The sequence below is a fragment of the Tamlana crocina genome, assembly GCF_012037625.1.
This window is the reverse complement of sequence record NZ_JAAVJS010000790.1, coordinates 1-294: the sequence shown is the minus strand read 5'-3', so window position 1 is coordinate 294 and position 294 is coordinate 1. Positions and strand designations below refer to the sequence as shown.

1 protein-coding gene is annotated in these 294 nt (G+C 46.3%); it reads left to right on the top strand.

The features are described from left to right. On the top strand, positions 1–294 hold a 294-nt coding region (locus HC176_RS19020; RefSeq protein ID WP_209309839.1), incomplete at both ends, for a UDP-N-acetylglucosamine--N-acetylmuramyl-(pentapeptide) pyrophosphoryl-undecaprenol N-acetylglucosamine transferase.

The window sequence follows — 294 nt, the reverse complement described above, 5'->3', positions numbered from 1 at the left end:
AGCCGGTTACAAGATCGAAGGCCTGTGGATAAGCGGAATTCAGCGCAGGCTTACTGCTAAAAACCTGCTTTTTCCTGTTAAGCTTGTGAAGAGCTTGTGGAAAGCGCGGGATATTATAAAGAAATTTCAGCCGGATGTGGTGATAGGGACCGGTGGATTTGCCAGCGGACCTTTACTGCAAATGGCAAACAGGGAAAATATCCCCACTTTGATCCAGGAGCAGAATTCCTATCCCGGAATTACCAATAAATTACTGGCAAAAGGTGCAAATACCATTTGTACTGCCTACCCCGA